The 23428-nt window shown below is 44.3% G+C and carries 19 protein-coding genes; 13 read left to right on the top strand and 6 right to left on the bottom strand.

Going from position 1 to position 23428, the window contains the following annotated elements:
* Nucleotides 1-226: 226 nt before the first annotated feature.
* The 5 genes from RO21_RS05535 to RO21_RS05515 all read left to right on the top strand — a co-directional run bounded on the left by RO21_RS05535 (nt 227) and on the right by RO21_RS05515 (nt 5483).
* Nucleotides 227-2053, top strand: a complete 1827-nt coding sequence (locus tag RO21_RS05535) for a PTS ascorbate-specific subunit IIBC (protein ID WP_047976800.1) — start codon at nt 227-229, stop codon at nt 2051-2053.
* Nucleotides 2054-2119: 66 nt separating this feature from the next.
* Entirely contained in the window at nt 2120-2587 is a 468-nt protein-coding gene (locus RO21_RS05530) for a PTS sugar transporter subunit IIA (protein WP_047976799.1), read from the top strand.
* Nucleotides 2588-2748: 161 nt separating this feature from the next.
* Nucleotides 2749-3426, top strand: coding sequence for a 3-keto-L-gulonate-6-phosphate decarboxylase UlaD (locus RO21_RS05525; protein ID WP_047976798.1), 678 nt, complete (start codon nt 2749-2751; stop codon nt 3424-3426).
* Between the two features lie 126 nt (nt 3427-3552).
* Nucleotides 3553-4416 (top strand): transferrin-binding protein-like solute binding protein, encoded by an 864-nt coding sequence (locus tag RO21_RS05520; protein WP_047976797.1) that lies wholly within the window; start codon nt 3553-3555, stop codon nt 4414-4416.
* A gap of 170 nt (nt 4417-4586) precedes the next feature.
* On the top strand, nt 4587-5483 hold the full coding sequence (locus RO21_RS05515; protein ID WP_047976796.1) for a DMT family transporter: 897 nt from the start codon (nt 4587-4589) through the stop codon (nt 5481-5483).
* 72 nt (nt 5484-5555) lie between these two features.
* On the opposite strand, the gene RO21_RS05510 is transcribed toward RO21_RS05515, so the two are convergent.
* The gene (locus RO21_RS05510) at nt 5556-6344 is read right to left on the bottom strand and encodes an IclR family transcriptional regulator (RefSeq protein ID WP_047976795.1); all 789 of its coding nucleotides are present in this window, start codon (nt 6342-6344) and stop codon (nt 5556-5558) included.
* 225 nt (nt 6345-6569) lie between these two features.
* On the opposite strand from RO21_RS05510, the gene yiaK reads away from it, so the two are divergent.
* The 4 genes from yiaK to RO21_RS05490 all read left to right on the top strand — a co-directional run bounded on the left by yiaK (nt 6570) and on the right by RO21_RS05490 (nt 10447).
* Nucleotides 6570-7568, top strand: a complete 999-nt coding sequence (gene yiaK / locus RO21_RS05505) for a 3-dehydro-L-gulonate 2-dehydrogenase (RefSeq protein WP_047976794.1) — start codon at nt 6570-6572, stop codon at nt 7566-7568.
* Nucleotides 7569-7636: 68 nt separating this feature from the next.
* Nucleotides 7637-8122, top strand: coding sequence for a TRAP transporter small permease (locus RO21_RS05500; protein WP_047976793.1), 486 nt, complete (start codon nt 7637-7639; stop codon nt 8120-8122).
* Nucleotides 8119-9399, top strand: a complete 1281-nt coding sequence (locus RO21_RS05495; protein ID WP_047976792.1) for a TRAP transporter large permease subunit — start codon at nt 8119-8121, stop codon at nt 9397-9399. The genes RO21_RS05500 and RO21_RS05495 overlap by 4 nt, the downstream gene beginning before the upstream one ends.
* Nucleotides 9400-9466: 67 nt before the next feature.
* Nucleotides 9467-10447 carry a TRAP transporter substrate-binding protein gene (locus RO21_RS05490; protein WP_047976791.1) on the top strand — a complete coding sequence of 327 codons (981 nt, stop codon included), beginning with the start codon at nt 9467-9469 and terminating at the stop codon, nt 10445-10447.
* Nucleotides 10448-10509: 62 nt separating this feature from the next.
* Here the strand turns inward: RO21_RS05490 and RO21_RS05485 are convergent, their stop codons facing one another.
* Complete coding sequence (locus RO21_RS05485; RefSeq protein ID WP_047976790.1) at nt 10510-10932, bottom strand: type II toxin-antitoxin system VapC family toxin; 423 nt, start codon at nt 10930-10932, stop codon at nt 10510-10512.
* Nucleotides 10932-11201 (bottom strand): type II toxin-antitoxin system prevent-host-death family antitoxin, encoded by a 270-nt coding sequence (locus RO21_RS05480; RefSeq protein WP_047976789.1) that lies wholly within the window; start codon nt 11199-11201, stop codon nt 10932-10934. The genes RO21_RS05485 and RO21_RS05480 overlap by 1 nt, the downstream gene beginning before the upstream one ends.
* An 81-nt stretch (nt 11202-11282) precedes the next feature.
* Between RO21_RS05480 and RO21_RS05475 the strand changes: the two genes are divergently transcribed.
* The 4 genes from RO21_RS05475 to RO21_RS05460 all read left to right on the top strand — a co-directional run bounded on the left by RO21_RS05475 (nt 11283) and on the right by RO21_RS05460 (nt 19992).
* Nucleotides 11283-12737 (top strand): FGGY-family carbohydrate kinase, encoded by a 1455-nt coding sequence (locus RO21_RS05475; protein WP_047976788.1) that lies wholly within the window; start codon nt 11283-11285, stop codon nt 12735-12737.
* Between the two features lie 276 nt (nt 12738-13013).
* A complete protein-coding gene (locus tag RO21_RS05470; RefSeq protein ID WP_047976787.1) occupies nt 13014-13559 on the top strand; it encodes an RBBP9/YdeN family alpha/beta hydrolase in 546 nt (181 codons plus the stop codon).
* Nucleotides 13560-13867: 308 nt separating this feature from the next.
* Nucleotides 13868-15247 (top strand): signal recognition particle protein, encoded by a 1380-nt coding sequence (gene ffh / locus RO21_RS05465; RefSeq protein WP_047976786.1) that lies wholly within the window; start codon nt 13868-13870, stop codon nt 15245-15247.
* 470 nt (nt 15248-15717) lie between these two features.
* Nucleotides 15718-19992, top strand: coding sequence for a two-partner secretion domain-containing protein (locus RO21_RS05460; protein ID WP_053067720.1), 4275 nt, complete (start codon nt 15718-15720; stop codon nt 19990-19992).
* 108 nt (nt 19993-20100) lie between these two features.
* On the opposite strand, the gene RO21_RS05455 is transcribed toward RO21_RS05460, so the two are convergent.
* The 3 genes from RO21_RS05455 to RO21_RS05445 form a co-directional block, all read right to left on the bottom strand.
* The gene (locus RO21_RS05455) at nt 20101-20967 is read right to left on the bottom strand and encodes a VirK/YbjX family protein (protein WP_047976785.1); all 867 of its coding nucleotides are present in this window, start codon (nt 20965-20967) and stop codon (nt 20101-20103) included.
* Between the two features lie 87 nt (nt 20968-21054).
* Entirely contained in the window at nt 21055-22482 is a 1428-nt protein-coding gene (glnA, locus tag RO21_RS05450) for a type I glutamate--ammonia ligase (protein WP_047976784.1), read from the bottom strand.
* A 208-nt stretch (nt 22483-22690) separates the two neighbouring features.
* Nucleotides 22691-23428: elongation factor Tu (locus RO21_RS05445; RefSeq protein WP_047976783.1), on the bottom strand; the 738-nt coding region annotated here is incomplete at its 5' end.

Below are 23428 nucleotides of genomic sequence, written 5' to 3'. Positions count from 1 at the left end.
AGTTTTTCACAACACATACACAAAATCAACAAAATTTTAACATAATTGTAGGGTGATAACTTTATTTTGTGAAGTTGCTCACAAATAATCAAAAATAATCTTTTTTGTTCATCAATAATTGCTATCATTATGCGGAAAGTCGCTCTAGGCGGTATGGGGCGCACTATTAGGTGGGTGGTGGATACCGATCATCTATCATTTAAGTACAATTAGCAGAGGTTCTGTTATGGAAATGTTATTAGAACTGTTTATCGGTTTTAGAGATCAGGTGCTAAATAAAGCGCCATTGTTATTGGGGATTGTCGCCTGTATCGGCTACATTCTATTAAAAAAAGATGCGACGACGGTCATTAAAGGCACAATCAAAACGATTGTCGGCTTTATGTTGGTTAGCGTCGGAGCGGGCGAATTGGTGAAAGGCTTTAAGCCGATCATCGAAAAATTGTCCGAATACCACGGTTTAACCGGTGCGGTCATCGACCCTTACACCAGTATGCAAGCGACCATTCAGACAATGGGGGATAATTACGCTTGGGTCGGCTATGCGGTATTGTTGGCATTAGCGTTAAATATTCTGTTGGTTGTTTTTAGACGCTTTACCGGTATCCGTACCATTATGCTGACAGGGCATATTATGTTCCAACAAGCCGGTTTGGTAGCGGTTTTCTATATGATCATCGGTGCATCAATGATGGAAACCATCATTTATACCGCCGTGATTATGGCGCTCTATTGGGGGATCTCCTCTAACATTATGTATAAACCGACCCAATCGGTTACCGGCGGGGCGGGCTTTTCCATCGGGCATCAGCAACAAATCGCCTCTTGGATTGCGGTAAAACTTGCGCCGAAATTAGGAAATAAAGAAGATAGTGTCGATCATATGAAATTACCGAAGTGGTTACATATTTTCCACGACAGTATTTCGGCAACCGTGTTGGTGATGACCGTCTTCTTCGGCATTATCTTGCTCTCGTTCGGGCTGGAGAATTTGCAAACAATGGCGGGAAAAACCCATTGGGCGATCTACATTTTTGAAACCGGCTTGAAATTTGCGGTGGCAATTCAGGTGATCGTGATCGGGGTGCGGATGTTCGTGGCAGAATTATCCGAAGCCTTTAAAGGCATTTCCGAACGGGTGATTCCAAATGCGGTATTAGCGATTGACTGTGCAGCGATTTACGCCTTCTCACCAAATGCAATGGTGTTCGGCTTTATGTGGGGGGCAATCGGGCAGTTTGTAGCGGTCGGCGTTCTCTTGTTTGGCGGCGCGCCAGTGCTGATTATTCCGGGCTTTATCCCAATGTTCTTCTCTAATGCGACTATCGGGGTCTTTGCGAACCACTTCGGCGGTTGGAAAGCGGTAATGAAAATCTGCTTTGTGATGGGGATTATCGAAGTGTTAGGATCGGCGTGGGTGATTCAGTTGCTCTCCAGCCAAGGTACGACCTTTAACGGTTGGATGGGAATGGCGGACTGGGCGTTATTCTTCCCGCCTGTCTTACAAGGGATTGTGAGCATTCCGTTCTTCTTCTTTGTGATTTTAGCTTTAGCTGTAGTGTATATGGCGTTTGCCTCCCGCAAATTGCGTGCCGATGAAGCAGCAGCCGCGGCGGCGGGTAAAACCCTTGAGCAAATGGACGGCTACGGTGTCGAAAGCGAGCCTGAACCGGTTGCAAAAAATGAGCCGAAAGCGACCGCTTGCTGTGGTGCAACAGCACAGAGCGAAGCATCATCAACGACAGGCGAGGTGAAACCAATCCGTATTCTAGCGGTGTGCGGTTCGGGTCAAGGTTCATCAATGATGATGAAAATGAAGATCAAAGGCTATCTTGATAAACGGGGTATTCCGAATGTGATGGACTCTTGTGCCGTTACCGATTACAAAGGTAAATTGGACAGCGTGGATATTATCGTCTCCTCACGGCACTTGGCGGACGAAATCCAAGTCGGCGAAGGCAAATATGTACTGGGGGTACAAAATATGTTGAACCCGAACTCCTTTGGGGACGAGCTGGTTGCCTTGATTGATCAATTCCAAGCAAAATCATAATCTAACAAGCGGTCGGTTGAACGGATTTTTTAACAAAATCGACCGCCTTTTTATAAGGAAAAAGGTATGAACTTAAAACAATCACTTATCGAAAACAATTCAATTTTGTTAAATCAGCAGGCGGCGGATTGGAAAGCGGCGATTAAACTCGGCACGGATTTGCTGGAAAAAGCCGGCACGATTAAACCGGAGTATTACCACAATATCGTCAGTAAAATCGAGGAAATGGGGCCTTACATCATTCTTGCGCCGGGGCTGGCAATGCCGCACGCCCGTCCGGAAGAAGGGGTAGTACGCACCTCGTTTGCACTGGTTACGTTCAAAGAGCCGGTCTATTTTGAGGGCGAGGACGACCCGATTTATGTGATGCTCACCCTCGCTGGCAGCGATTCCGATCAACATATGCAAGGGCTAATGGAAATCACCCAAGTGCTTGACGATCCGGATAGCGATACGGGTGTCGATCTCGACAAAATCCGCCGTTGCACCACCGCCGAAGAGGTGTATGCGGTGATTGATGCGGCATTGAATTAATCGCCTCTCCCCTCTTTGAAATGAGAGGGGATTGAACAATGGAAACATTGCTCAATGCTTGAATCCTTATAACGACGTTATATCCGTGTTGAATTGACTCAAAACCAATTTCCCCTTGATGAAAAAGGGGACATTCAACACCCAATCAAAAGGAACATACTATGTCTAAACCTTTACTCCAAATTGCCCTTGATTCTTTAACCCTTGAAAAAGCGGTTGCCGATGCCAAACAGGCGGAATCGGTGGTCGATATTATTGAGTGCGGCACAATCCTGGCTTGTGCGGAAGGAATGAAAGCGGTGTCCACTCTTAGAGCATTACACCCCAACCATATTTTAGTTTGCGATTTAAAAACCACGGACGGCGGTGCAATTCTGGCTAAAATGGCGTTTGAAGCGGGCGCAGATTGGCTCACCGTCTCTGCCGCAGCTCATCCTGCAACTAAAGCGGCTTGCAAAAAAGTGGCGGACGAATTTAACGCCGCTCACCCTGAATTAAAAGTAAAAAAAGAAATTCAGATCGAAATTTACGGTAACTGGAGCGTTGAAAAAGACGCAAAAGAGTGGGTGGAATTAGGAGTAAAACAAGCGATTTACCACCGCTCCCGTGATGCCGAATTAGCTGGCAAAGGCTGGACAAGCGAAGATGTGGAATTGATGAAACAACTTTCTGCATTAGGTTTAGAACTGTCCATTACCGGCGGTATCGTACCGGAAGAAATTCACCTCTTTAAAGAGATCAAAAACGCCAAAGCCTTTATCGCAGGGCGTGCGTTAGTCAGTGAAAAAGGCAAGCAAACAGCGGAAGCTATCCGTGCCGAGATTGAGAAATATTGGTAAAACTAATAAATTTGGTATAAATTTACTTTACTCCCTATTTTTATAGGGGGTTAAATATATTGCGGTTTAATATTAAAAAGTTTAGACTAATCACAGCTTATTTGCTGTGTGATCTTTGGAGAAACTATGAAAAAACTTTTATCAATTAGCATCACTATGTTAACCAGTTTGGTTATAACCGCTTGCGGAAGCGGTAGTTCTAGTTCATCATCAAAACCAGAATCTGTTAATAATTCTACACCACCAGAACTAACTCCTCCGGTAGCAGAAAATAATGCTAAGCCATCAGAGGTAACTCCTCCAGTCGTAAATGATAGTCAGCCAAAATATGGTTCTATTGATAAGAAGATAGGTAATATTTATGAAAAGAACTATCCTATGTCATCATCAGAGTTCCATTCTAAAGACGAACACATTAAAATTATAGATGCTTGGAATGACAAGTCTGAAGCAACTTTTAATTTTGTTAGGCTAGAGAGTGGTGAGTTTATTCCGGTACTGCCTGAGGGAATGGGATCAAGCATCGAGATAAAGTCGAGTAATATGACAAGATTAGCCCAAAAATATCTTTATACAGTTTCTGGTTATGTTAATGAAAAAAGTCCAGAAGTTTTTGTTGTAGCGCAAGGTAGAAGTCCAACTAAAGATATGCCCGTGTCTGGTATTATAAATTATCATGGGGTCGCTTTTCATGGTACTAGTGTACCAAATGGTATTAATTTTGAAAGAGGTGATATTAGCCTCGTGGCAAACTTTGATGACAAATCAATTACAGGAAAAATTTCATCACCTCAAAAAGGTTTTGCAGAAGTAGAAATTGGTGCAAATATTAAGGGTAACTATTTTGAAGGAAAACACAGTAATGGAATAAACCTAACGGGGGGGTTCTTTGGGCCAAATGCGGCTGAAGTGACAGGTCGCTATCTTACCGATCCAAATTCTCATTCTGAAAAAGCAGTAATCGGTGTCTTTAACGCAAAGAAAAAATAAACCTCTAAATTTAAACAAGCGGTTAAATTTCCGTACTTTTTTGCAAATGACGTGAATACGATAGGACGCCTTCGGGCGTCTTTTTTATTATTCAAAAAATTTGCTTTTAATGAAAAATCAATGTAGATAAGCAATATTGGCTCATAAAATCGTAACAGTCGGGGTACATAATGCTAAAAAGTCTTTCTTTAACAGCGATAATGGCATTGATATGGGGATCGTCTTTCCCGTTTTCCAAGTTAGCCATTGATGCTATTGGTCCTATGCCGTTTCGTTTTATCACATTAGTGCTATCTTGTAGCATATTATTTGTGCTTTTTTACAAAGAGGTAAGCGCGAGTATGGCGATAATGGATAAGCAGAATATGTTTAAAATGATGGTGGTAGCGCTGCCTAATATCCTCCTCGTCCCTACATTGAATAACCTCGCTTTATATTATACATCGGTAACGAATGCGACTATTTTGATTTATACAATGCCTTGTTTTACCTCTGTGATTTTAATGTTAATGGCACGCAAGATTGATTTTTTATCGGTATTAGCGGCTGTTTTATGTATGTTAGGGGTGTTCTTTGTCTTAAATGAGATATTTATTTCATTGGGGGAGGTGATTATTTTATCGAGTGCGTTAGTGTGGGCGGTTGGCACGATTTTAGCGCAGAAGGTTAAGCCGACGCTATCATCTAAAGCGACATTATTTTGGCAATTTTTATTTTCTGCTCTCTGTTTAGGTGTGATTTTACTTTTCGCTTTAGAGCGGCAACAGTGGATTTTACCCGTTAAAATCGTATTGAGTGATTTAAAAATAATGATGAGCTTACTTTATATTAGTGTAATAGGCAGTGCATTGATTTATTTTATTTGGTTTTATCTGATAAAAACAAAAAGTGCTGAATTTGCGAGTTATGCCACGTTATTTTCACCCTTGATTACATTGGTTATTATGATGTTATTTTTTGATGAATATCCTTTATTGACCCAAGCGTTAGGCTTTGCATTGATATTATTGAGCGCGGTGATTATCAATATTGTGAAGCCTTTATTAACCCGTAGATCAAGCGGTTAATTTGGGCGTTATTTTTGCTAATATGAGAAAAGAGAGTGTTTAGCCCACTCTCTTTTATGATCTGTTTTTTATTTAACCCTTATTCCAACCCAATTCCTTAGAAATTCCCTCCGCCGCGAAACGCATTTCGGCTAATACATTCTGAATGCCGAGCTGTTTTAGGCGGTGAATGGAGGACGAAACGGAAACGGCGTATTCTACATTACCGTTTAGGCTGAATATCGGGCAGGCGATGCAGCCGACGCCGAGTTCGTTTTCTTCCCGATCCATTGCAAATCCTGTCTGACGAATTTCTGCCAATTCCAGCACCATTGCCTGTTGTGAGGTAATCGTATTATGGGTTAATGGTTGAATCAGCGTTTGGTGGCTGTGCCAATAGTGTGCTAAATAGCTGTCGTCCGGTTCATACGCCAAATAGAGCTTACCCATTGCCGAGCAATACAGGGCGAGATGTTGTCCGATATAGGCACGAGTCCGCATCATTCCGGTGGTGGGTTCGAGCTTGTAAATCATAATGCCGTAATCGCCCTCCCGCTTTGAAAAATTGACCGTTTCACCCAAAGCTAAATTCAGTTTTTCCAGATAAGGCGAAGCCATATTGATGATATTAAGCGACGATAATGTCTTCTGCCCGAGGCTCAAGCATTTTGTCGTCAGCCGATAGCTACCGTTTGAAATTGCCGGCTGTATAAAGCCTTCACTTTGCAGCCCTTGCAGTAAACGGTGAGTGGTACTTTTGTTAAGTTGCGACATTTCCGCCAATTTTGCCAAGGGGCAGCCGTTCGGAAAATTACTGAGTAGATCTAATAATCGCAATCCCCGTATCAGACTTTGATTACCCGCACTTTTTTCCGTTTTCATTTTTTCTCCAAGCATTAAATTTTCGTGTATTTTAATCAAAATCATTTCATATAATGAAATCAATTTACGAAAATTTTGAGATCTGGCTCACAGAATTGAATGTTAATAAATAAGATATTGATTATAAACGGTTTTTATTTTTTAACTTTTATTGACTTTAAATCATACAAATTATAATTTATGAAATAGAGTTTTATTATTTGGAATTAACCCTGCGAGGCTGTTATGCGAGTGTCTTATTCAGAATTAAAAGCGGAATTTAAACGGGTGCTGTTAGCCCGCAATGTCGCAGAACCGATTGCGGAAGCCTGTGCCACAATGTTTGCCGACACCACTCAATCCGGCGTCTATTCCCACGGAGTAAACCGCTTTCCCCGTTTTATTCAACAGTTAGAGAAAGGCGATATTCACCCCGATGCCGAGCCGACTAAAGTGCTTTCCCTTGGGGCGATTGAACAGTGGGACGCACATCAAGGAATTGGCAATCTCACTGCTAAAAAAATGATGGACAGAGCAATGGCGATTGCCGATCAGTTTGGCATTGGTGTGGTGGCGTTGAAAAATGCGAACCACTGGATGCGGGGCGGCGGCTACGGCTGGCAAGCGGCAGAAAAGGGCTACATCGGCATTTGTTGGACGAACTCGATTGCCGTAATGCCGCCTTGGGGGGCGAAAGAGTGTCGTATTGGGACGAACCCGTTGATTATCGCTGTGCCGAGCAACCCGATCACAATGGTGGATATGTCCTGCTCAATGTATTCCTACGGAATGTTAGAGGTCAATCGTCTTGCCGGTCTCCAAACGGCAGTTGATGCCGGATTTGATGATGGCGGCAAACCGACTAAAGATCCTGCGGTAGTCGAGAAAAACCGCCGTCTAATGCCGATGGGCTTTTGGAAAGGTTCGGGCTTGTCGATTGTGCTGGATATGATCGCCACTTTGCTTTCTAACGGGTTATCGGTGGCGGAAGTTACCGAAGAAAAGGACGATGAATATTGCGTATCGCAAATCTTTATTGCGATTGAGGTTGATCGCTTAATTGACGGTGCAACCAAAGCGGAGAAATTACAGAAAATTATCGATTATGTGAAAACCGCCGAACGTGCCGATCCGAATATCGCCGTGCGGTTGCCGGGACACGAGTTCAACACGATTTGGGCGGAAAACCAAGCGAACGGCATTCCGGTTGATGAGCGTGTTTGGGCGAAATTGAAAGCGTTGTAGAGGGGTAAGCGATTTTTGCAAATAATTGCCGCTAACCGACCGCGTGTTTTTCTTGATTTGAGGCTTGTATGAATAAACTTGCACATATTGCGACTCGTGGGCTGGAAACGCTAGTCGTCCTGATTCTAGCCACGATGTCGATACTGGTCTTTCTGAACGTGGTGCTACGTTACGGGTTTAACAGTAGCATCAGCGTTACCGAAGAAGTGTCCCGTTATCTGTTCGTATGGCTGACCTTTTTAGCGGCGATTTTGGCTTTTCGTGATAATCAGCACGTCAGCGTAACCGTACTGACTGCCAAGCTCTCGCCCGTTCAACGCCGTTGGCTTTCGCTGCTGACAGACGGCGTAATGCTCTATTGCTGCTATTTGATTATCGCAGGCGGCTGGGTGCATTTTCAGCTTAATTGGCATAACCTCGCACCGATTTCCAATATTCCAACGGGGATCACTTTCCTTGCCGGCGTTGTCGCGGGAACAGCGATCGGCATCTTGCTCGGCATACGCTGGATCGGGACAGCAAGCGGGCTGATGAAAGGAGAAATTGACAAATGACCGTGGTGATTTTTCTTACCGCCTTATTGGGCGCAATTTTACTCGGCGTGCCGGTGGCGTTTGCGTTGTTGATTTGTGGCATTGCCCTGATGCTGCATTTAGAGGTGTTTGATGCTCAAATCCTTGCCCAGCAGCTAGTGAGTGGCGCAGACAGTTTTTCCCTAATGGCGATCCCGTTTTTTATTCTTGCCGGCGAGATAATGAACGAGGGCGGCTTGTCGAAACGCATTATTGATTTGCCGATGAAACTGGTTGGGCATAAACGGGGCGGGCTGGGATTTGTTGCGATTTTAGCGGCAATGATTATGGCGAGCCTGTCCGGTTCGGCGGTAGCTGATACTGCTGCCGTAGCGGCAATGTTACTGCCAATGATGAAAACCACCGGCTACCCGTTGGACAAATCCGCCGGTCTAATCGGCACAGCGGGCATTATCGCCCCGATTATTCCGCCGAGTATCCCATTTATTGTGTTTGGGGTAGCGAGCGGCGTGTCGATTACCAAGCTGTTTTTAGCCGGCATTTTCCCCGGTATTTTGATGGGCTGTTGCTTGGCGATGCTTTGGTGGTGGCAGGCAAAACGGCTGAATTTAATGACCTTTTCCAAAGCGACCAAAAAAGAATTATGCCTCTCTTTTAAACAGAGTATTTGGGCGTTGCTGCTGCCCGTCATCATTATAGGCGGTTTTCGCTCCGGTATGTTCACCCCGACCGAAGCGGGTGCGGTTGCCGCATTTTATGCGTTAATCGTGTCGATTTTTATCTATAAAGAGCTGAAATGGTCGCAGCTTTACGGGGTGATTTTAAATGCGGCGAAAACCACGGCGGTAGTGATGTTTTTAGTCGCCGCCGCTCAAGTTACCGGCTGGCTGATTACGGTGGCGGAGCTACCGCAGATGATGACGGAGCTGCTTGAGCCGTTGATTGAGTCGCCGACGTTGCTGTTGATTGTGATAATGCTGGCGGTCTTTGTGATTGGAATGGTGATGGATCTCACCCCGACCGTCCTCATTCTCACACCAGTGCTGATGCCGCTGGTGGAAGAAGCGGGCATTGATCCGGTCTATTTCGGCGTGCTGTTTATTCTCAACACCTCAATCGGCTTAATTACACCGCCTGTCGGCAATGTGCTGAATGTGATCACGGGCGTCTCAAAATTGCCGTTCGACCAAGCTGCCAAAGGCATTTTGCCCTATATGTTGATGATGATTGTTTTACTGCTTGCGTTTGTCTTTTTTCCGCAACTGATCTTAACGCCACTGGCGTGGCTACAACCCTAAGCCGTCGTCGAATTTGCAAATATTGCAACTTATCCGACCGCTTGTACAGACCTGAAAGGAGCACACAATGAAATTTTCCCTCAAAACTCTTGCAACCCTTGTGGCAGGCTTTGCCGTTGTTGCCGCTGCCAATGCGCAAACGACCTTACGTTTTGGCTATGAAGCCCCTCGTAGCGATACTCAACACAGTGCCGCCAAAAAATTTAACGAGCTGCTGAATGCCAAAACCAAAGGCGAAATGAAACTCAGCCTGTTTCCCGACAGCACTTTAGGCAATGCACAAACGATGATCGGTGCTGTGCGGGGCGGTACGATTGATTTGGAAATGTCCGGCTCGCCGAATTTTTCCGGTTTAGTGCCGCAGCTCAACGTGATTGATATTCCGTTTATCTTCAAAAATCGCACGCACGCCTATGCGGTATTGGACGGTGAAATCGGGCAGGGGCTGCTGGCACAGCTTGAGGCGCAAGGCTTAAAAGGGCTGGCGTTTTGGGATGTCGGTTTCCGTTCCTTCACCAACTCCAAACACCCGATCAATTCCCCTGCGGATATTAAAGGGCTGAAAGTGCGGACTAACCAAAATCCGATGTATATTCAAGCCTTTAGCTTGCTCGGCGCAAACCCTGTGCCGATGCCGCTTTCCGAACTTTACACCGCCCTTGAAACCCGTGCGGTTGATGCACAAGAACACCCGATCGGCATTGTGTGGTCGGCAAAACTCTATGAAGTGCAAAAATACCTCTCCCTCACCAATCACGGCTATACCCCGCTGATTGTGGTAATGAATAAAGCCAAATTTGACAACTTATCGCCAAACTTGCAACAGGCAATTGTGGAGGCGGCTAAAGAGGCAGGGCAGTACCAACGCCAACTCAACCTCGACAATGAAAAAGCGATCATCGCAAAATTGCAGAACGCCGGCGTTGAAGTGATCGAAAATATCGACACCACGCCGTTTAAAGCCGTAATTGAAGCCGACGTGCGTAAAGCCTTCATCGAAAAACACGGCGAGGATTTGGTGAAGCAGATTGATGCATTAGCCAACTAAATTGGCTCGATGAACGATGAATAGAGAAAAGGAATAGATATGGTGCTATCCCTAATCGCACACTAATGAGGTTCAAAGGGGTTGAGCAATCTTAATTTCAACCCCTGAAAATCTTTCGTATTACGTGTTACCAAGGTGAGCTTGTGCTGGATTGCGGTGGTAGCGATGAGGGTATCGTTGAGCGACCGGCGATTAGGGATATGTAGTTCAGCACAGGAAAGAGCAATCTCTGCGTTGATTGGTAATGTACGAGTTTGATAAAGAGGTAAAAGCATATCGTTAAACCATTGCTGTAAATGTGCTGCCTGAAGCACATCTTTACGTTTTTTCAACGATATTCCCATTTGAATTTCCATCAAACTAATGACACTGATATAGGTTTGACTAGGCATAATTTGTTCAAACCACTTTCGGACATTCTCATCGATCGTATTGTTATGGAATTTGCGTAATTCGGATAAAATATTGGTATCCAATAAATACATTATTCAACGTCCTCATCTCTGAGTTGCCTATTCATCTCGTTTCGTTGAGGAAGGTCTGCGTCAAGCTCGACCTCGGCAGCGGAGTGAGGGGCTGAAAAATAGTCGGCAAAGGTTTTTTCAGACGGTATGATTTGCTGGTAATGGGCATAGCTTAAAATCACATTGGTGATTTTGCCTCGTTTGGTGATATAAACAGGTTCAGTTTCTGCCACTTTTAATGCAGAGCTTGAACCTTGGTTAAATTCTCTTGATGTGATGATAATAGTCATTTTTCGCTCCTTATAAATTGTAGTTATGTTACTACAAGCATAATGTTTGAACAATCCTAATTTGGTAAAAGAGGCAAATTTATGAACTACTACCTTGGCATTGACTGCGGCGGCACCTTTATTAAGGCAGCGATTTTTGATCGGCACGGCAAAATGGCGGCGTGTGTGCGGGAAAATGTGGCGGTGATTAGCGAGCAGGCGGGCTATGCGGAACGGGATATGCCGCAGCTTTGGCAAAAATGTGCGGCGGTCATCCGTCAAACGATGGCACAAAGCGGTTTGTTACCAACGGCGATTAAAGCGGTCGGCATTTCTGCGCAGGGCAAGGGGGCGTTTTTGCTCGACCGCCAAAATCAACCCCTTGGGCGAGCGATTTTATCCTCCGATCAGCGTTCCCTTGATATTGTAAAAGGCTGGCAACGGCAGGGCATTCCCGATAAGCTCTATCTATTGACCCGTCAAACGTTGTGGACGGGGCATCCCGTGTCGATTTTGCGTTGGCTGAAGGAACACGAGCCGCAGCGCTATGCCGAAATCGGGGCGGTGTTGATGTCCCACGATTATTTGCGTTTTTGTTTAACGGGCGAGCTGCATTGTGAGGAAACCAACATTTCCGAGTCTAACCTCTACAATATGCAAACAGGGCGATACGATCCGCAGTTGGCACAATGGCTGGATTTGCAAGAAATCAGCGATAAGTTACCGCCTGTAATACGCTCAAATGCGGTAGCGGGCTATGTTACCGAGCAGGCGGCGGCATTGAGCGGCTTGGCGGCAGGCACGCCGGTTGTGGGTGGGTTATTTGATGTGGTCTCCACTGCGCTATGTGCCGGTTTGGACGATGAGCGTAAACTCAACGTGGTTTTAGGCACTTGGTCGGTGGTGAGCGGTATTACCGATCGGATTGATGAATCCCAAGCCCTGCCGTTTGTATACGGGCGTTATGCCGAACCGCAAAAATGGATTGTTCACGAAGCCAGCCCGACCTCTGCCGGTAATTTGGAATGGTTCTTAAAACAGTGGTCGGCGCTAAGTTATGATGAGATCAATCAACGCCTTGCCGAGCTGCCGCCGGCTACCAGCTCGGTGTTGTTTGTCCCGTTTTTATACGGCTCAAATGCCGGTTTGGGAATGAAAGCGGGCTTTTACGGCTTGCAGGCGCATCATCGCCAAGCCCATTTATTGCAGGGGATTTATGAAGGCGTTCTGTTTAGCCTGATGCACCATTTAGAGCGAATGTTGCAACGTTTCCCTGACACTCAACGGCTGCGGGTAACGGGCGGGGCGGTGAAATCGGCGGTATGGATGCAAATGCTGGCAGATTTGAGCGGTTTAACCGTTGAAATTCCGCAAATTGAAGAAACGGGCTGCTTAGGCGCGGCGTTGATGGCAATGCAAGGGAATGGGGAACAATGTCGGCTTGCATTGTTGTCAGAGATGCGGATATTTACGCCAAATTCCGCTCATTTTGACGCTTATCGCCGCAAATACCGACAATATTGCCAATTAGTCCAAGCGTTACAATCCCTTGAATGACAATGCAAGCGGTCGGTTAATGAGGATTTCTAACATTGTGTCGCCATTGTGCAAGGTGAGATGATTGCTTATCGGTAGGGGCACAATGCTTGCGTCCGTTTCATCATAGCTTGAAATTAGGTAATTTTATTACGGACATCGTTTCCAGTTCTGACCTCATTTTAATGAAGACGATGTAGCCTCGTAATGAACCAAATTTGGTGTGTATAGCGACTATATAATATTGCAAAAAAATGCCACAATATGCCCGCTTGTTGATGATATGGGAGAGAGTAAATGGCAAAAGTGTATATTGTCCACGGTTATACGGCTGCGCCGGAGAGCCATTGGTTTCCGTGGTTGCAGCAACAATTAACCCAGCAAAATATTGCGTGTGAATGTTTGGCAATGCCTGATTCGGCAAATCCAACGCCGGACAGTTGGTTAGCCCACTTAGCGCAAAATGTGGAGATTGATGAGAACACGGTGGTGGTCGGGCATAGTTTAGGTTGCATTGCGTGGCTGAATTTTTTGGCGAAGCACTATCTTCAGCCGGCAGGCGCGGTGCTGGTGTCCGGTTTTTATCAGCCGTTAGAGACCTTGCCGGAATTAACACCGTTCTCTAATCTCTATGCGATTTCGCCCGATTTAATGCCGTTTAAATCTTATGTGGTGAGTGCGATGGACGATGAGATTGTCCCGCCGCAATATAGCGATGCGTTAGCGGTGCATTTGTCCGCCGATTATATCCGTTTGGCAACAGGCGGGCATTTTTTGGATCGTGAGGGCTGGACGACATTCCCGCTCGTCTTGGAATTGGTGCAAAAATGCCTTAACCGTTAATTAGACGGACGCCGGAGTGGCGTCCCTACTGATGTCATCATTTAGCCTACGCAACTGTGATCTAATAGCGTAGCTTTATCCTTTCTTTACATTCTATTTATCCCAAAATATTTCCTGCGTTGTATAATACCCTTGATTTTTTCGTGCTTTTATAGCTTTTAGCAAGCGGTTGAAAAGTAACGTTTTTTTGATATATGCCGTTATTGTACAAATTTGAATGTTGATTAGATTGTCGGGACGCCACACCGTGTCCGTTTAACATCAAAAGCATTTGCTACATAACGCTACACCCATTTAGAGAGAAGATTATGTTTGAGAATTTATCCGATAGACTATCCAAAACCCTGCGTAACATAACCGGTAAGGGACGTTTAACCGAAGAGAATATTAAAGATACGCTGCGGGAAGTGCGTATGGCATTGCTGGAGGCTGACGTTGCTTTGCCGGTCGTGCGTGAGTTTATCAATAAAGTCAAAGAGCGGGCGATTGGTGAGGAGGTGAACAAAAGCCTGACACCGGGGCAGGAATTTCTCAAAATCGTCCGCGCCGAGCTGGAAAGTGCGATGGGGGAGGTAAATGAGGCGTTAAACCTAGCCAGCCAACCGCCGGCAGTGATTTTAATGGCGGGTTTGCAAGGGGCGGGGAAAACCACCTCGGTTGGTAAGTTAGCGAAATTCTTAAAAGAGCGGCATAAGAAAAAAGTGTTGGTCGTGTCGGCAGATGTTTATCGCCCGGCGGCGATTAAACAGCTTCAAACCTTAGCGGAAGCGTTGAAAGTGGATTTCTTCCCAACCGATACCCGCCAAAAACCGGTTGAAATCGCCGAGCTGGCGCTCAAGCACGCAAAATTAAACTTTTTTGATGTGTTGATTGTCGATACTGCCGGTCGCTTACACGTTGATGGCGAAATGATGAGTGAAATTCAACACATTCACGCGGTGCTTAACCCGATTGAAACGCTCTTTACTGTGGACGCAATGACCGGTCAAGATGCGGCAAATACCGCCAAAGCCTTTAACGAGGCATTGCCTTTAACGGGGGTCATTTTAACTAAAGTGGATGGCGATGCGCGGGGCGGGGCGGCGTTGTCAATTCGTCATATTACCGGCAAACCGATTAAATTCTTAGGAGTTGGTGAGAAAACCGATGCGTTAGAGCCGTTCCACCCTGACAGAGTTGCGTCTCGTATTTTAGGAATGGGTGATGTGTTATCGCTGATTGAAGATTTGCAACGTTCGGTCGATCAAGAGAAAGCCGAAAAAATGGCAGCGAAATTCAAAAAAGGCGATATGTTTACCCTTGACGATTTCCGTGATCAGCTAGTGGAAATGAAAAAAATGGGCGGAATGATGACGTTGCTTGAAAAACTGCCGGGGGCAAAAAATCTGCCGGATCACGTCAAAAATCAAGTGGACGATAAAATGTTCAACAAAATGGAAGCGATTATTAACTCAATGACGCTTAAAGAGCGGGCAAACCCAGATATCATCAAAGGTTCACGCCGCCGCCGCATTGCATTAGGGTCAGGGACACAAGTTCAAGATGTAAACCGCCTGCTCAAGCAATTTGACGAAATGCAAAAAATGATGAAGAAAATGCGCAAAGGCGGAATGGCAAAAATGATGCGTGGAATGAAAGGAATGATGGGCGGCTTAGGAGGACTTGGGGGAATGTTTGGAGGGAGGTAGAGGGAATTCTCATTGGGATTGAATATCTAAGTTGTGATATATAATTATCTTTGAAAGTATAAGTAATGCGAATACCTGTGGTGACCTCGGTGGCTCTGTTGGCGTAGGCTATCAGTGGTAATCAATCGCTAATCTATAATGAAAAGGCTAACCCGAAAGGGTTAGCCTTATTTTTTATGAAAAAATGCTACTTATGGAGTAATCGGTTGCTTAGGAGGCTAAAGGAAGAATGTATAAAATGAGCAAAAAAAGAGCAAATGAGAAAATTTTTGTGATGTATGTCACAAATTTTGACTTTTATTAAAAAAAGTCATCAGATTTTAACAAGAGATGCTTAGAATATGCGGCACGCCAAATGGTGTGTCAGTGCTGTAAAAACAGCAGTGAAACCAACCGCTTGTCGAATGGTGGTAAGCAGCAATGTTTGCCGTTTTGGGCACAGCCCTTTTTCATTTTGGAAATTCCTATCTATGCAAAAAATGTCTCTTTCTAAAATCACGGTTGCATTGTCATTATGCTATGCAACGCAGTTCAGTTATGCGGAGATTCAAGCCGCTAACGGTCAGACCCAAGTTGCCCGTCAACAAGGTGTTGAAATAATCAATATTGCGACACCGAGCCAGTCGGGGCTTTCTCATAACCAATATAATAAATTTAATGTCGATAAAGCCGGTGCGGTGTTAAATAACGCACGGCAAAATAGTCAAACACAATTAGCGGGGCAAGTTGAGGCTAACCCGAACTTGAGAAGTCAGGCGGCAACGGTGATCTTAAATGAGGTAGTCAGCCGTAATCCTTCACATATTGCCGGTAAACAAGAAATTGCAGGACAAAGAGCGGACTATGTATTAGCTAATCCGAATGGCATTAGTGTTGACGGTGGCGGTTTTATTAATACGCCGAGAGCATCGTTAGTGGTTGGGAAAGCGACTGTTGAAAGCGGTAAGTTGACTGGCTATCAAGTGGACGGCGAGCAAGGTTTAACGGCTAAAGGTAGTATGTCCGGTGCAACGAATGTCGATTTAATTGCTCCGACGGTAAATGTCTCCAGTAATATTCAAGCTAAAGATGGTAATGTTAATATTTTACAAGGTCGTAATAAGATTGAGCGTGCGGATAATGGAGAATTAACCGTTAGTGTATTACCGCAGCAAGAAAAAATATTAGATGGTAAAGTTGCAGGCAGTATTCAAGCGGGTCGTATTCGTATCCACTCAACAGACGATCGTGCTAGTTTAGAGGTGACGGGTAGTAACTTAACTGCGAAGCAAGTTACAGTCACTGGCGGTAATGTGAAATTAAATGGGAAGGTAACTGATAATACGGTTTCTTCTTCTAAAAACATTAATGATAAGGATAAATTTGTCGGTAAAGGAAAATCGCAAAAAGATACGAAACAGTTTACTAAAACCAGCGTAAAAGCAGATTCTGCGATCGTGGTTGCGGCGAATCAGTTGGTATTAGAAGGGGCTGATATTCAAGCTAAAGATGCGATATTGGTTGGCGGTAAAACCCATTTAGGCTCAGTAAAAACGAAAGGCAGAACGGTCTCGACTGAAGAACGCTCTAAAGGGAGTGCCAAAATATGGGAGAACTCATTCGGTACGACTGAAAAAGTGCATCATACAAACATTGTGTCGGATAATCTAAAACTCATCGCAACAGAGGAAAAATTGACAGGCGATGCGTCTAAGATTAATGCTCAAAACCTTGTGTTACACGGTGAACAAGGCATTACGTTCCAAGGGGCAACGGAGCAAAATTTCTACTCTGATAGCACAGTGTTTAAGAATATTTCGTCAAAACGTAAGACAGGTAAGAGTTTACAGTCTGCGGCCGCTCAGAATTATGTGGCGAGTGAATTGAATGTGAAAGGCGATTTGATTATCTCAAGTGGCTCGGATATTCAGTTTGCCGGTACGATTGGCCGTGTTGACGGCGATTTGGTTGTTGCGAACGGTGGCAAACTTCAATTTAAGGCAGAGGAAGTCAAAAATAGCCACAATGTAGATGATAAGGAAAAATATTGGGGCGGTTTAGCAGGATCGAAAACGCTGGTTTCTACCCGTAATGATAGAGAGCAACACGGGGCGGATTTTACGGTAAAAGGGGCGATTTTAGCTGATGCTAAGAAAGGAGTGAATATTTCAGGTAGTCGAGTTATTTCAGGTAAAGATGCCTTAGTTAAAGCGAATGAAGGTAGCTTACGATTAGATTCGGTGGAAAACTTCAGTTCTTATCAAGAGCAAGGTCGAAAGGGAACCATTTTTGATATTACCAAAGAGCGGACTAAGGGATATAAAGTTGTTTATACCCAGCAAGGCTCGGATTTACGTTCTCAATCCAATCTGAGATTAGTGAGCGATAAGAATGTAGATATCATTGGCAGCCGTGTACAAGCGGGTGGTGTTCTCTATATTGTTGCTGGCAGAGATATTAACATTCAAGGCAGTCGAAATCATTTATCCCAAAATCATACCCAATCAGGTATCGGGTTTACCGCTAAAGTTGAAAAACCAACATTATCGCTTGATAAAGAGGGTGTCGCAAAATCTTCCGTTGATCTTCTTGTGAATGTGATTGAAGATAAGGTAAAACGTGATGAGCTTGCCAAAAACCTAGTGAGTAATGTCAAAGATAATTTGAAATTCAAAGGTGAAGCAAGTGCTACTCTCGGTTTTTATAAACATAATAAGTCATTGACGGAGAGTACACATACTGCATCGTCTGTGAGTGGCGGTGAGACAAATTTAGCTGCCAATAATGTGAATGTGGCGGGTAGTAAAGTGTCTGCAACGAACTCTGATTTGAATATCAATGCGAATAACGTCAATACTCAGGCACAGCATAATTCTTCTGATTCCACTAAGAAAAATACGGATGTGGGGATTACCAATACGGTAACTGTGACTGAAAGCGGTATTACGAATAAACTTTCATTCGGTGTTCAACATTCACAAGCCAATAGTTCGACAACTTCCGCACAAGGTAGCCAATTATCTGCTGCAAATAATTTGAATATCAATGCAAATCAAGGTATTAGCCATAGTGGTTCGCAGCTTAATGCGGGACAAAATATATCCGAAAACGCACAAAATGTGAGTCATAAAGCGGAATCTAATACGGAAAGTAATCATAAGAAAAACGTTGATGCCGGTTTAACCTTAACAACTTCCCTTGATAAAAACAAAGTCGTTAATGGTAGCCTTGTATTAGGTGCTTCCGGTGGTCGTGAGCAAAGTTCTGCTACAAATGCACAAAGTACAACGGTAACGGCGGGTAACGATGTGAATGTGAATGCTGCCCATTTAACTGATGTCGGTACACAATACCAAGGTGGGGGCAACGTTAATCTCAACTCACAGTCGCATAATATTCAATCGGCTCAAAACACAAAGCAGAATGATAAATTAAATGCTGGCGTCACTATAGGGGTTAGTGCCAGTACAAAAGATTTTGCGAGTGCAAATGTTGGGGTAAATGCCGGTATTCATTTCCAAAAAGATCAGAGTAATTCAACGACGGCTCACAAAGCAAATGCACAAGGGGGGAATGTCAATATCACCACGGGTACATTAAACAGCCAAGGGGATATTTCGGCAACTCACAATGTGAATATTAAGGCTGATCAGGCAAACTTTACCCAATCGCAAAATACCAGCAGTCATAAAGGCGGTGGTTTTACCCTTAATGTCGGTGTTGGTGCGATAGTGGTGCCGGCAGCAGGGGCTGCGGTGCCATCTGTTGATGTGAATTTCACGGCTAATGGTCATAAAGGCAGCCGTACGGACGCTGTTTCACATAATGTTCAAGGTGGTAACAATGTGGGAATTCACGGTAAAGATGGTGTAAACCTACAAGGCACAAATGTTACGGCGGGCAATAATGCATCTATTACGGGCAATACCGTTGATGTTCAACCGGGTAAAAGCAACGTTAACGATCTGAATGTAAGTGTTGGCGGTGGTGTAAGTATGGGGGCGAATACTTCAAGCCTTGGCATTAACGGTAATATCAATGTACAACATGAAAACAGTACGACACATCAAGGCGTTTCAATTAACGGGCAGAATGTCAATATTCAGGCTCAAAATGGCGTGAACCTAACTGGTGTTAGCTCAAATAGTACTAATCTTAACCTAGATGGTGGCAAGGGGGATGTTAATCTCAATGCTGCAAAAAATAACGTCAATAAAACGGGTGTCGATGTAGGTTTATCACTAAATGGTGGCATTAGCGATGATAAATGGGTACCTGCGAGCGGTTCTGGCAAATTGAATGTTGATGTTATTCGTAATGAAACCCTCACTACTACCGATCTCAATACACAAAATGCCACTATTTCCGGTAATAATGCCCAATTTAACGGCGGCAGTGTGAATGCACCAAACGTTACTAATAATCTCAGTGGTAAAACCACGACTACGTCGGTAACGGATAAAGTGAGTGAAACCAGCGTCAATCTTTCTGCAAACGGTAGCGGTAAGTTTACGCCATATCCGGCAGACAAATGGGCAGAAAGTGCGAAGAAAGATTGGGATAACGGCACTATTGCAGGGGTAAAATCCGATGTAAATGTGAAAGTGGATTCCACTAAAACCGAAACGGTAAAACAAGGTGGTATTAATCCGGCGAAACCGCAAGTAGTGAAAAACAAAGTGGTGAAAACCAATATTGTTTTAACGACCAAGAAGAAAGAGCAATTGCTTAATATGATGAGATTCAAACACTTCGGTCGACGTTAGGCTAAAAATGATTTTGCCGAAACCACTGCTTTACAAGCGGTGTGTTTCGGCAAATTTTTTACAAAATGGAATATAAGTTATGCGGCATAATCTTGCAAAATTTGGGTTTTAACCGACCGCTTGTGTCAGGTGAGGCACGAGTTTTTCTGCCATTGTTTGTTGTAAAGCATTAAGCATTGCGTAACGTTTGCGGTACATCGCTCGTTTATTACTTGGGATATCTTCAATGGCTTTAGTTTCAAAGCTCAGTGGTAATTCCCAATAATAGGCTTGACTTCCCATACTTTCCGCAAAAATTTTGTCGTAGTCCACCACATAGCGTTTACTTTGGATAAAGCGAGACTTATTTTGGTACTTCTGCGGAATTCCCCACAGTTTTTGATAACCTAGCACATTGGTAAGTGCTTTCATTGCTTCCACCATCAAATAAGCCGGTCGTAGCCCGTGGCATTTTTTCGTCAGTAACTTCACTAATTCTTTTGAGCCCTCAAAATTAGGCCCTTGAATGACGGCAATCAGCAATGCGTCCTCAATTTTTCCGAAAGTGAGCAAATAGACCAGTTGATCGGTCTGGTTATACCGTAATTCTAACGACCAGTAACCTTCCATTGCCTGTTGCTGATTTAGGTTCAGATACAAGGAAAAATCCGGCACGATTTCGCCCAAATAGTGCGTTTTATGCCAGAGTGTTGGCGGCAAGAAAGTCAGGTTGTCATAAATAGCGTGTAGACGTTGCGATGCGCTAAAACGTTTATCCAAGAAACGATGCACAAGCGGATAACTATAACTCGGATTAGCATTCAATAACCGTGCTAGAGCCGGATTTTGGTTCACACAAGCGGTGAATTGGGTAATCTTTTTTGCATTAAGCATTGCACGCAGCCGATAGCGCAACCGTTTCCAACGGTAACTTTTTGGGGGACGATCGGGATAAAGTGCGTGCGGATCGGGCCAGTGATACAGATTTTGTGGCATTTTGATTCCCTGCAAATACAGATAGATTGATAAGGTACAAAGAAAAGGCCTATTCCAAGGAATAAGCCTTTTGGGTTATCGCCTTGATTATGCGTAGTACATTTCAAACTCGACCGGATGTGGCGTCATATTCAAACGCTCGACATCTTTACGGCGAATACCGATATAGGCTTCAATGAAGTCTTTGGTAAATACATTGCCTTTGGTTAAGAATTCATAATCCGTTTCCAACGCATTTAACGCTTCTTCTAATGAGCTTGCCACTGCCGGAATATCTTTCAACTCCTCCGGCGGCAGATCATAGAGGTTTTTATCCATCGCATCGCCCGGATGAATTTTATTGATAACCCCGTCTAAACCTGCCATCAATAATGCGGCAAAGGCAAGATATGGGTTTGCCAATGGATCAGGGAAGCGAGCTTCAACACGGGTTGCTTTCGGGCTGGTAACTGCAGGAATACGGATAGAGGCAGAACGGTTGCTGGCAGAATAAGCCAATAGCACCGGCGCTTCAAAGCCCGGCACTAAGCGTTTATACGAGTTGGTACTTGGATTAGTAAAGGCATTGAGCGCTTTAGCGTGCTTAATTAACCCGCCGATATAGTAAAGTGCCGTTTCGGATAAGCCGGCGTATTTATCGCCCATAAACACGTTTTTGCCGTCTTTGCCAAGGGACATATTACAGTGCATACCGGAACCGTTATCGCCCGTAATCGGTTTCGGCATAAAGCAGGCAGTTTTACCGTGTTCTAACGCAACATTTTGAACGACATATTTGTAAATTTGCGTTTCGTCCGCTTTCTTGGTTAGCGTGTTAAAGCGTGTCGCAATTTCATTTTGACCGGCAGTAGCCACTTCGTGGTGGTGAGCTTCAATCACCAAGCCCAACTGCTCCATCACCAAGCACATTTCGGAGCGAATATCGTGTGCCGTATCGTTTGGCGCAACTGCACAGTAGCCGCCTTTTTTCAGCGGACGATAGCCTTTGTTGCCGTCTTCATACTTTTTATTGGTATTCCAAGCCGCTTCAATATCATCGATTTCGTAGCTATTGCCGTTCATACCAACGCCGAAACGCACATCATCAAATAGGAAGAACTCCGGTTCAGGCCCGAATAAGACACTGTCGGCAATCCCGGTTGATTTGAGATAGTTTTCCGCACGGATCGCAATAGAACGAGGGTCCCGATCATAGCTTTGCATTGTGTTTGGATCGTAAATACTACAACGGATAGTGAGAGTCGGAATACGGGAGAACGGATCAACGGCAGCCGTTTCAGGAATCGGCATTAACAACATATCGGCTTTGTTAATGGTACGCCAGCCTTCCACGGAAGAACCGTCAAACATTTTGCCTTCTTCAAACAGCTCTTCCAGATCTTCTTCTACTAAAGAGACCGGCAAAGACACACCGTGTTCTTTACCTTTAATATCGGTAAATTTGAGCAAAACGAATTTGATCTCGTTTTCTCGGATAAGATTTGCAACATTAGCAATCGCAGAGGTATTTGACATAATGGAGTCCTTGAATCAAATGGGAGAATTTGCAGATAATACACGAAATGCGAAAGATACTGAATTTAATCAAATTAGGAAATAGGCAAATGACATATTTACATAATATTTTAATTATAATAATTTAGGTATTTTTTCTCCTAATAAATTAAAAGGACTGAACTATATAGTTCAGTCCTGAGATTAATTATTAGAAGTTATTCATCAATTATTTGATGATTTTCGCTACAACGCCCGCACCTACTGTACGACCGCCTTCACGGATAGCGAAACGTAAACCTTCGTCCATTGCGATTGGGTGAATTAAGCTTACTGTCATTTTGATGTTATCGCCCGGCATTACCATTTCCACGCCTTCCGGTAATTCGATTGTACCGGTTACGTCTGTTGTACGGAAATAGAATTGTGGACGGTAACCTTTGAAGAATGGAGTATGACGACCGCCTTCTTCTTTTGATAATACGTACACTTCAGATTCGAAGTCTGTGTGTGGGGTGATTGTACCCGGTTTCGCTAATACTTGACCACGTTCGATTTCTTCACGTTTTGTACCACGTAATAATGCACCGACGTTTTCACCTGCACGACCTTCGTCAAGTAATTTACGGAACATTTCAACACCAGTTACAGTTGTTTTGGTGGTTTCTTTGATACCGACGATTTCAACTTCTTCACCGGATTTGATGATACCACGCTCAACACGACCGGTTACTACGGTACCACGACCGGAGATTGAGAAAACGTCTTCGATTGGTAATAAGAATGGTTTATCAATCGCGCGCTCTGGCTCTGGAATGTAAGTGTCTAAGTGGTTCGCTAACTCAAGGATTTTTTCTTCCCATTCTGCAACGCCGTTTAATGCTTGTAATGCAGAACCGCGTACGATTGGTGTGTCATCGCCTGGGAAATCGTATTGAGAAAGCAGCTCACGCACTTCCATTTCAAC

Source organism: Muribacter muris (assembly GCF_001038205.1).
Classification (GTDB): domain Bacteria; phylum Pseudomonadota; class Gammaproteobacteria; order Enterobacterales; family Pasteurellaceae; genus Muribacter; species Muribacter muris.
This window is presented reverse-complemented; position numbering and strand designations above follow the sequence as displayed.

Bases quoted from the DNA above. Each gene is read 5' to 3' on its own strand.
- RO21_RS05515 (WP_047976796.1), top strand. From the start codon at position 4,587: ATGCTAAAAAGTCTTTCTTTAACAGCGATAATGGCATTGATATGGGGA.
- RO21_RS05500 (WP_047976793.1), top strand. From the start codon at position 7,637: ATGAATAAACTTGCACATATTGCGACTCGTGGGCTGGAAACGCTAGTC.
- RO21_RS05475 (WP_047976788.1), top strand. From the start codon at position 11,283: ATGAACTACTACCTTGGCATTGACTGCGGCGGCACCTTTATTAAGGCA.
- RO21_RS05480 (WP_047976789.1), bottom strand. From the start codon at position 11,201: ATGACTATTATCATCACATCAAGAGAATTTAACCAAGGTTCAAGCTCT.
- RO21_RS05535 (WP_047976800.1), top strand. From the start codon at position 227: ATGGAAATGTTATTAGAACTGTTTATCGGTTTTAGAGATCAGGTGCTA.
- ffh (WP_047976786.1), top strand. From the start codon at position 13,868: ATGTTTGAGAATTTATCCGATAGACTATCCAAAACCCTGCGTAACATA.
- RO21_RS05490 (WP_047976791.1), top strand. From the start codon at position 9,467: ATGAAATTTTCCCTCAAAACTCTTGCAACCCTTGTGGCAGGCTTTGCC.
- RO21_RS05470 (WP_047976787.1), top strand. From the start codon at position 13,014: ATGGCAAAAGTGTATATTGTCCACGGTTATACGGCTGCGCCGGAGAGC.
- RO21_RS05455 (WP_047976785.1), bottom strand. From the start codon at position 20,967: ATGCCACAAAATCTGTATCACTGGCCCGATCCGCACGCACTTTATCCC.
- yiaK (WP_047976794.1), top strand. From the start codon at position 6,570: ATGCGAGTGTCTTATTCAGAATTAAAAGCGGAATTTAAACGGGTGCTG.
- RO21_RS05485 (WP_047976790.1), bottom strand. From the start codon at position 10,932: ATGTATTTATTGGATACCAATATTTTATCCGAATTACGCAAATTCCAT.
- glnA (WP_047976784.1), bottom strand. From the start codon at position 22,482: ATGTCAAATACCTCTGCGATTGCTAATGTTGCAAATCTTATCCGAGAA.
- RO21_RS05510 (WP_047976795.1), bottom strand. From the start codon at position 6,344: ATGAAAACGGAAAAAAGTGCGGGTAATCAAAGTCTGATACGGGGATTG.
- RO21_RS05525 (WP_047976798.1), top strand. From the start codon at position 2,749: ATGTCTAAACCTTTACTCCAAATTGCCCTTGATTCTTTAACCCTTGAA.
- RO21_RS05460 (WP_053067720.1), top strand. From the start codon at position 15,718: ATGCAAAAAATGTCTCTTTCTAAAATCACGGTTGCATTGTCATTATGC.
- RO21_RS05495 (WP_047976792.1), top strand. From the start codon at position 8,119: ATGACCGTGGTGATTTTTCTTACCGCCTTATTGGGCGCAATTTTACTC.
- RO21_RS05530 (WP_047976799.1), top strand. From the start codon at position 2,120: ATGAACTTAAAACAATCACTTATCGAAAACAATTCAATTTTGTTAAAT.
- RO21_RS05520 (WP_047976797.1), top strand. From the start codon at position 3,553: ATGAAAAAACTTTTATCAATTAGCATCACTATGTTAACCAGTTTGGTT.